At 33.4% G+C, this 8,500-nt stretch carries 11 protein-coding genes; all 11 read right to left on the bottom strand.

Annotated features, from left to right (window positions below):
* Positions 1-91: 91 nt before the first annotated feature.
* A complete protein-coding gene (locus tag NR125_RS30015; protein ID WP_372675492.1) occupies positions 92-397 on the bottom strand; it encodes a TIGR04104 family putative zinc finger protein in 306 nt (101 codons plus the stop codon).
* Between the two features lie 538 nt (positions 398-935).
* Positions 936-1,232 carry a hypothetical protein gene (locus NR125_RS28925; protein WP_019379509.1) on the bottom strand — a complete coding sequence of 99 codons (297 nt, stop codon included), beginning with the start codon at positions 1,230-1,232 and terminating at the stop codon, positions 936-938.
* Positions 1,233-1,564: 332 nt separating this feature from the next.
* A complete protein-coding gene (locus tag NR125_RS28930) occupies positions 1,565-2,296 on the bottom strand; it encodes a DUF6060 domain-containing protein (protein WP_019379510.1) in 732 nt (243 codons plus the stop codon).
* 70 nt (positions 2,297-2,366) lie between these two features.
* Positions 2,367-2,855, bottom strand: a complete 489-nt coding sequence (locus NR125_RS28935; protein ID WP_071157477.1) for a hypothetical protein — start codon at positions 2,853-2,855, stop codon at positions 2,367-2,369.
* A gap of 511 nt (positions 2,856-3,366) precedes the next feature.
* Positions 3,367-4,248, bottom strand: coding sequence for a PhzF family phenazine biosynthesis protein (locus NR125_RS28940; protein ID WP_071157475.1), 882 nt, complete (start codon positions 4,246-4,248; stop codon positions 3,367-3,369).
* Between the two features lie 179 nt (positions 4,249-4,427).
* Positions 4,428-4,712 carry a hypothetical protein gene (locus NR125_RS28945; protein WP_256816797.1) on the bottom strand — a complete coding sequence of 95 codons (285 nt, stop codon included), beginning with the start codon at positions 4,710-4,712 and terminating at the stop codon, positions 4,428-4,430.
* Between the two features lie 89 nt (positions 4,713-4,801).
* Positions 4,802-5,260: a GNAT family N-acetyltransferase gene (locus tag NR125_RS28950; protein ID WP_071157472.1), complete on the bottom strand. Its 459-nt coding sequence runs from the start codon at positions 5,258-5,260 to the stop codon at positions 4,802-4,804.
* A gap of 193 nt (positions 5,261-5,453) precedes the next feature.
* The gene (locus NR125_RS28955) at positions 5,454-5,939 is read right to left on the bottom strand and encodes a hypothetical protein (RefSeq protein WP_061794368.1); all 486 of its coding nucleotides are present in this window, start codon (positions 5,937-5,939) and stop codon (positions 5,454-5,456) included.
* Between the two features lie 99 nt (positions 5,940-6,038).
* Entirely contained in the window at positions 6,039-6,947 is a 909-nt protein-coding gene (locus NR125_RS28960) for an ABC transporter permease subunit (protein ID WP_235831255.1), read from the bottom strand.
* A 4-nt stretch (positions 6,948-6,951) separates the two neighbouring features.
* Positions 6,952-7,560, bottom strand: a complete 609-nt coding sequence (locus tag NR125_RS30020; protein WP_256816809.1) for an ABC transporter permease subunit — start codon at positions 7,558-7,560, stop codon at positions 6,952-6,954.
* A 460-nt stretch (positions 7,561-8,020) separates the two neighbouring features.
* Positions 8,021-8,395 (bottom strand): hypothetical protein, encoded by a 375-nt coding sequence (locus NR125_RS28970; RefSeq protein WP_256816808.1) that lies wholly within the window; start codon positions 8,393-8,395, stop codon positions 8,021-8,023.
* Positions 8,396-8,500 lie beyond the last annotated feature (105 nt).

The raw sequence follows: 8,500 nt of genomic DNA on the forward strand, positions 1-8,500 counted from the left end.
CCTCCATGGTAACATGAAGGTTTTTTTGAATGTCTACTTAAAGGGGACATTAACAGATTAGCAGTTTTTTTTGACAAAAGTACCCTTTAGCTTACGGTGAACCCTTCGCAACTTTCTTATATTTTACTAAAAAAGGCGAGAACAAAGAACCAATAATCGCAGTGGCGATACATATAACAATTGTAGTAAAAACATTACTGAAAGGAGATGCAAACAAACCATATATCCACATTGGTATTATTGTAAAAGAGACGCAAATAAACCTAGAAGGAAATGTTATCTTATATTCTGTGCCGCATCTGTCGCAGTTTATTGTGCTGTAAAACCAATTAGCTCTAAAAATTTTAATCCACTTAAATGGATTGTTGCAAGTATCGCATTTTTGTATTGTAATCACCCCTATATTTCTTTTTAAAAATATATATTCTCAAGTCTTATTCCAATGTCCTACCTTATTTCACTAACCTGCCCCTGTAGTTCAACAAAAAAATAGCCGCCTAGTTCGGCAGCAGTCCTTGTACATAGGGCATTCCATAGCTCAATAAAATCTCAGATTAACTTTGGTGAAGTAGATATTGGTGATTTTTGTTTTTGCCATTCGGTCGGTCCCTCATTAGGTTCAATATATTTCGAAAAATAGTCTCCACTTTGTTTATCAAAAATAATGATGTTACTATCATTTGGGGAAATTAATTCATACCGAAATTGTTCTTTCTGTGATGTTTTAAATTGATTGGATTGTATAGATTGTAAAATAAACCAAGAACCTACAAGAATACATAATCCTAAGAAGATAATAGAATAAGAAATAAGATTTTTATTCCTATGCTGCCCCTTTAAAAAAATAATAAATTCATTATAACATTTTACTTTTATTCTTCTTGCACTAAACTGCCCCGTTTATTGAATAAGGGATTCAATCAAAAAATAAATAATTAATCGTCTTTTTTGTGTTTATCTGGTGGTTTTAAAAATACATCTTCTCCTGGATCATATCCTTCTGGGTCCCAATAATCCTCTAAGTATTTCTCTTTTTCAAAAATACTTCTTAAAAAGGTAATTGCTTCTCGCCAAGTTGAGAAAAGGTGAAATGAATATGGAGGTTCACCTATGTCATTCCAAACTGCCCAAGTTCTATTTGGCAGCTCAGTGACACTCCATTGAGCATCTTCAGGAATATGGAAGACAAAATATGTATATTCACAAGCTGATTTCCAATCAGGAAAGCCCATTTCAGAAGCAAACTCTTCATATTTTAAAGAATAACTTTCTAAAAATTGTGCCCCACTCCTTTATTAAAATACCTGATTGTTTTATAACCTGCCATTAATTAATTTGCTAATATAAGAATCCTCCACTAATAAATATGCAATGTTATAACAAGTTCTTATTCGACAAAACTGCCCCGTTAGTTAAGTAAGAATAGGCCACCATTGTGCAGCTTGATGTTAAAGTAATGCCTACATTTACGTTTTGTATAACATCCTCTATTGGAACTAGCTGTTTTTTCGAATTATTTAAACACAAAAGGGTGTCCTTATCAAGACACCCTTTTGTTCAGCTATTAATAATGTACAAAGTAGTAATAACCATCTGCTTCACCAGATGAGGTTTTTCTCGGAGAATAAGCATAAGCTGATTTACTAGATAGTAAACCATCCCAATTTGAATATCTTTTTAAAGTTCCAGAAGTTTTCTTTAAGTATGGCTTGAATCCAATATAGCCAGAGTCACCTTTTGATAGTGTGAAAGAATATGTGCTAGAGTCAGATGCGCTACTAGTCCATGAAAAGCCTGCATTAGCCTTAATCGCATCTTTTTCTGCTGTTAGAGAAACACTATACGTAGCGGATACTGTCACACTAACTGCTTTATCAATTCTACAAGTAGATGTAGTACAACCGATGTCTGCAGTTACCTTTTTAGTACCACCAGTCACATTGGTAGTTGAAGAAGGAGTGTATCTGTAGTATTCGTAATAATCCCTTAAGATTGATACATCACCATCACCAGTTGCATCCTCATCAGTAAACATACCCTCAGTGTCAACTTCTTCAGAATTTTCAATCTCATTTACATATTCTTCTTTTGAAACTGGAACTAATTGTCCATCTACTTCCTTAAGAGGTGTTACATACTTTCCTAGAGATTCATCATAAATGGCATTTCTCTTCTCGATTTTTACAGGTTTATTAGCATCCTTCGACCCTGCAGCGAATGTAGATCCTCCAAATCCCCCTAAAAAAACAACACTCAAACTTAAGACAGCAAAAACATTTTTAATACTTCTTCTCATACTTTTCCTCCTTTACCAGAATTATCTAAATTATCCAATTTTGTTAAAATTTGGTAAAGGGTCTTTGGGCCTATTTAGTTGGTTGGATATAAAAATAAATTCCTGTTTTGTTGTCAATTGTGGGACTTACTTCGCCAGTTTTTGTTTTAACGACAGGAGCTTCTGCTTCACTTACTCCGGTATAAATTGTAAAAGTTTTTCCTGACTGTGTTTCTGTTCCCCAACTTATTTGAGAAGAATATTGTTTGACCTCATCATTCTTAACAAGTACATCTTGATCAGGATCATACCAGGCATATTGCCCTTCATTTTCACTTATGCTTGATACACCTACGCCTAAGCCTTCCTCTAATTGTTTCTTATAAATAATAAATGTTTCTCCGTTTTCACTAACTTTCCCAATAATGTCTTCTTTTTTAATCTTTTCTTCTTTAATGCCATAATCAATTGTTTCTTCTTTGGTTTCAAACCATTTCGTTTCAGTAGATTCATCACTTGCTAATGCAGAACATCCTGTTAGTGCAAGCAGGGCTATTGCAAAAGGCAATATTACTTTCATTTAAAATCCCCCTTTAAGAAAAGATGTAATATCTCCATGATACATTTCTGACGATATAAATTACAATATTTAGAAATTTTTTATGAAATATCGAAATATCCTTTTCGAATTGTACTTCTTATTAGTTAAAGTTGATACGATTATTTCCCCATTTTACGAGTTGCTGTTGCCCAGGCCAAACCCTTCTGCCACAACCAACCATATAATTTCTTTTTAGTATGACCTTCCTATCCCCTCCTCGCTTCTGAATTTTTTACACTTATAGGGATCTTACCTATGGTAAACATAATAAGTAATGTAAAAAAGCCACTTATAAACAAATTAACAATATTTACGCCTTACGATTAATTAGACGATTAAGACGATAGAAGGTATCATCATTGCACCAAACCTGTAAAATTTAAATTTTTCCCTCCTTAAACAAACCTGCCCCTTTTGTATAATAAGAAAAGACCACCAAATTTGGCAGCCGTATCTTAAATTAATGCACTCGTTGTTGAAGGAGGAAAAATTATAGAAACCATTCACCCTGGGCAATTTTTTCTACTTTTCCACCTACATATATAATGATTTCCCCGTTATCTTCACTTGCTTTCAAAAACAATAAGGATGGTCTTTTTATTTCATATCCTTGTTCTACGCGAATATTTATTTCACTTTTTTCAAAATATCGATATTTAACTAAGTAAGAAGCTAAACATCCATTAGAACTTCCAGTAGCAGCATCTTCAGGAACACCATAATAATCTGCAAAGTCTCGAACATTTAAATCATTTTCGGAATTATACGCTTCAGGAGAAAACACCATAATGGCTTTTGCATTAGTATCTTCAATTAATTCAAAGTATTTTTCTTTATTTACGCTTACTTTTTTAACTGCTTCTAAAGATGTTAAAGGCACAACAATCACTGGAAGTCCAGTTGAAACCTCTTGGATAGGAAATCTATTATCTATGAATTCTTTATCTATACTTAATACATCAGAAACCTTATTTGCATCTAAAATCCGACCAAAAGTTGGTTTGTTTTGTTTCATCCAAAGTATTTCTTCTTGATTATCAAACGAGACGGGAATCTGTCCGCCTTTAAAATTTAATATAAGTTTATCGGAGGGGTCGGTTAATACTTCGCTTTGAATGATATATGCGGTTCCTAAAGTTGGATGCCCAGCAAAAGGGACTTCTTCGTTAGGCGTAAAGATACGAACGTCGTAGCCGCCAGCTTTTTCTTTGTCAGATAAAATAAAAGTAGTCTCTGAAAAATTAATTTCCTTAGCTATTTGTTGCATCTCATCATCGGGAATGTTTCCAGCATTTTTAAAAACAGCAAGTTGATTCCCTGTATATTTTCCTTGTGAAAAAACATCAACAATGGAATAATTTATTTTCCCCATCATTTCTCTCCTTTTTTGCATTTGTAATATTTTATATAAGGTACTATATATCGCATTTAAATTTAAGGGAAAAACATTACGATAACCGCAATAGCCTGCCCCGTTTGTTAAACAAGAAAAAACCCAATTGTAATGGCGCCGGTTTCTTCACAATTGCATCGTTAGCTAAATAAGTAAATTTATGTTTTTCTTATTTTTTCTAAGACTGTCAAGAGTATATAAATAACTAAAATTGAAATAAGCACTATAAAAAAGCAATTGGTTATTAAATCAAAATCCAACTCATTTATTGTATTAATAACTTCACCCTTTTCCCCTATTCGTTGAACTTTCCAGCCATTATAATCAAGAGTAAAGAACGAAATTATTAAACCTAAAATTAAGCCACTAATAAGCGAAACCCAACCTTTTTTCATAATAAAACTTTGCCCCCCTTTATAATTTATTTCACCATAATAATCCAATGCCTTATTGAATAAACCTGCCCCTTTTGTTCAATGGCCACCTGGTTTGGCAGCTGGATCATATAACGCACCATTTTTTTAATAACACTTCACATATTAAATAGGCTTAAATAATGTGTTGAATTCGGATAAATATTTTCCTTTGAAAATCCAAGAGAGGTATAAAATTTATCTCCTTGTTCTGTATCTGTATGAAGTACTAAAACCTTATAAAAGTGTTTTGCATCGTTAATTATTTGTGTTAACAAAAGTCTTCCAAGACCCATCCTTCGATAATCATTAGAAACATAGAACCTTCTTAACCGTCCTACTTTTTCATCATTTGAAAATGGATCTATATTAAGCCCTCCAATAGCAATTAGAACACCTTCTTTGTTAAACAAACCATATAAAGATTCCCCAGGCTTATTAAATTTATTAGTGCCATTTTCAAAATCTTTAACTAATCTTTCAAGAAACCGAAAACCCTCTTCTTTGCTTTCATTAACTAAATGGGCTAAATCAATATAAAACAGACTTTTTAATTGCTTCACTTTAAACTCTTCCATATCTTCCTCCGAAAAAAGCTTTATTTGATTTAAGAGCTTTCTCGAGAATATATTAAAAATCCTTCTTCAACATACCTGCCCCTTTTGTTGAATAAAAAGGACAGTTGTAATGGCAGCCGTTCTTTTAGCAGTGCACCCATTAGTTGAAGTAAATTTTACTTTTTTAAAACTACAACGACCATTTTTTAGAAGTTTATTTCTTATGGACCTTAACATACACACTTCCGAATAGTTTATCTCCAATATAAGCATCTAATTTCCACATACCACTCTTTGGCAATGACATATTAGATGGAGCGTGTCGGTCTGCTCCGTTATTATCACCACCTAGTCCGCCTTCTGCCACAGTTATTTGCTCTTCTTCATCATTCTCATGTATAGCAACTATTTTAAGTTTTCCGTTAAACTCTTGTTCTTCTCCCCAAAAATGCCACATATATTTTTGAGTTTTATTTGGATAAAATCTAACAACCTCAGTATCATCATAAATGAAACCTAAGCGCCCTTTTTCACCAATCATTGTGTAATTACCAGATTTGAATAGAGGGCTTTGATTCCATTTTTGTGCTAGATTATTTTCCACATTTGTAGTTATGGCTTCCTTATTCTTATTTGTACACCCAACAGTAGTTAAGATAACAATAATCGAAATAATTGAAACGAAACTTTTTTTAAACATAAACACCACTCCACTCTTTTTATGAATCCCAGTCAACTTCAAATATCCTTTATTATACTAACCTGACCCGTTAGCTGTTGATGGCCCATACCATGAAATTTACAGCAAGCTTGCTTTCCTAACCTTTTTAACCTGTAAATCACTTAGTCCTGACGAAGTAAGGTATAGGGAGAACAAGAACAGAATGTAGGCCAGAAGAGGGAATAAGATAATCCAATGAGAATGATACATAAAGCCTCTCGCCTGACCAATTAGCCCTGACCACTCGTGAGTTACAGACAGGTAAATTGTGGGGAAGAATTGCTGGTGAGTGCCTCCAAAGAACAAATTGAATATGCCTAATTGTCCAATTAAATGTAAAACCAGTATGGCTTCGTTTATTAAGATAATCATAATGTTCCCTTTTAAAGCCGGCCAAATATGCTTCACCATTATATGGTTGTTTGACGCTCCAAGGGATATTGAAGCAACGACATATAATTCCTTTTTTATTTCAGCTGTTTTCGAAAAGATCACATTATAAACGCTGCTTACACCCAGGAAAATCATTAATACGCTTTGAATCAGAATCAGTCCCCATATAGGAATGCTGGAATTAATATTAATCCCAACCATAATGAAATAGATAATAACAAAGGTTGGTATGCCTGACCAAACTGAAATTGTCGCTTTTCTTAGTGTTCTTTTCTTTTTATGAAGACCCATTAATATCCCTGCAATACCTCCAAGTAAAACTCTCGCAATCGCTATTAATAAGGTTCCGAGCACTGTATACTTTGCACCGTGAAGCATTAGTGTCAAAATATCGTATCCCCATTTATCTGTTCCGAATTTAAATTCCTGTGATGGCGGGAATGGAGAGGAAACCAATTGCTGGCCTTCTGCAGTCTGGGTATATCCAATCTTCTTATTGTAGTCAACTTCATATGGAGCAATCAGTGGGCCTATTAATGAAATCAGAATAAAACCACCAAATAAAAGGACACCAAGGACTAACTTTATATTCATACTCTTAAGCATGCCTCAGAATCCTCTCTATGATAGATATGAACAGTTTATATGTATAGAAAACGGAAGTATAAAGCAGCATTATGCTTATTAAGCAAAGAACAACTAAATTGTACTGATATCCAAACTTCACTTGAATTTGAAACAGCATAGTTGTAACTCCCCTGGTATTGTACAGATATTCAACCACAAAAAGATTACTGATCATGATTCCTGTAATTTTTTTCAAATCCGCCTTTAAATAGGGAAGGACATTGGTTGTTACATGAAATAAATATATTCTCGGCTTGCTTAACCCTTTTCCTATTGCGGTTAGTATATAATCCTCCGATATCACTTCATGTGTATGTTCATTCAGTGCCCTTATTAAGTAAATAAGGGGGATAAGAACAAGAGTAACAATCGGAAGAAATAATGCCGGGTCGTCCATGCTGAGCGAAGCTACCTTCACAGTCTTGATCCCTGTAGTTTTATAAATAAAGTTTACTAGTAATTGCATTAGTAAAATAAAGATAAAGTCAGGGATCATCCCCAGAAAACTCAATGTGCCGTTCAGGTACTTGACACTCGTCTTCCAAAACCATATTCCAAACAGAAAAGATAAAGTAATCACAATCAATCCAGACGAGGTTAAATAAAAATATGACGATTTAAAATAGGCAACAATATCAGCTGGAAAAAACCTTGTATTGCTACCAGTTTTATAATAAAAAGCGTCCAATGAAAAAATTCCTGCTATAAAGTCTTTTATTAGAATTACAATCTGTTGGGGGTGAAATATAATTTGTTGTTGAGACTGTAAGGGATCCCCTGTATTATGGAAAACCAAAGGAATTGCAGCTAATATGAGCAATAGAAAAAAACCGATAAGTTGCTTGATTAAACTTTTAAAAGAATACAACTCAACTTTTCTCCTTTTAAAATTGAGATTCTTGAAGTTATTCTCCAAAGACTTCTACAATCCTTTTATTTGTCATCTCAGATTCTGCAAACAACCCTTAAGCTAAACAAAAAAGCCGCCTGGTTCGGCAGCTGGTCTTGATCTAAGCAATATATTTAGCTAGAAGTTATGCTTATTGAGTTAATTTTTCTTTGAAGATCTGTTTGAAATACGGTTTAAAATCAATTTCAATACTTTGTTGAGAGTCCTCATTAATGACTGTTAATAGTATACTGGCACATTCTTTTTTATCTGCTGTAATTTCAAATTTTTTGACCCGTTTTAGGTCTAAAATTGATATCAATCTATTTGAAATACGTTGAGTTACTTGTATTTTAACTTCACCATAGGAAGGGGAAAGCTTAACAATAAAGTCCTCCTCTCCATTAGAGAATCGGTATGTGGTTTCATTATAATAGAATGGTAAGTCTTTTGAAGTAGTATCTAATAATGTTGGTTCACATTCAAATAAAGAAAGAAAGTCGTCCTCTTCTTGAAATTTAGGCATTTTACTATCACCCTTTTTATCACTATTTTAACATTTCTACTTCAACAAACCTGCCCCTCGTATATTATGTTTAACTCCTTAAATACCATTCTCTTTTTCATCTTT

Source organism: Cytobacillus sp. Bac17, from assembly GCF_024519925.1.
Classification (GTDB): domain Bacteria; phylum Bacillota; class Bacilli; order Bacillales; family Cytobacillaceae; genus Cytobacillus; species Cytobacillus pseudoceanisediminis.